This is a genomic window from Dietzia sp. Die43 (assembly GCF_024519835.1).
GTDB lineage: Bacteria > Actinomycetota > Actinomycetes > Mycobacteriales > Mycobacteriaceae > Dietzia > Dietzia kunjamensis.
This window is the reverse complement of sequence record NZ_JALJRF010000074.1, coordinates 1-378: the sequence shown is the minus strand read 5'-3', so window position 1 is coordinate 378 and position 378 is coordinate 1. Positions and strand designations below refer to the sequence as shown.

Sequence of the window (378 nt, the reverse complement as noted above, 5' to 3'; positions counted from 1 at the left end):
AGCGTATTGGCGAGCTGCGGCAGCAGAACCACCGGCAGGTTGTCAACGCAGTAAAAACCCATGTCTTCCAGCGCCCGCAAGGCGACGGATTTTCCGGAACCGGAACGGCCGCTGACAATCATCAGCACCATGTGGCAACTCCCCTGGCATCGCGGCGGCGTTCATCGCCACCGGTGTAAACTTTGTTATTCCGGCCGAGGCCGGATCCATCATCGTGAAACAGTAACGTTATCCGGGCTGGAAGTCACGCCGACCGGGTATCACTCGGTGATGATTTGGTAAAGTTCTTCGTCGCTTTGCGCGGCGCGCAGGCGGCGGCATACGGTTTTGTCGGCCAGGCGTTTGGCGACCAGCGACAGGGTATGCAAATGGGTTTTG

1 protein-coding gene is annotated in these 378 nt (G+C 58.7%); it reads right to left on the bottom strand.

Annotation, left to right across the window (positions count from 1 at the left end):
• Positions 1 to 122: RNase adapter RapZ (locus NR111_RS18880; RefSeq protein WP_374210762.1), on the bottom strand; the 122-nt coding region annotated here is incomplete at its 3' end.
• Positions 123 to 378: the final 256 nt, after the last annotated feature.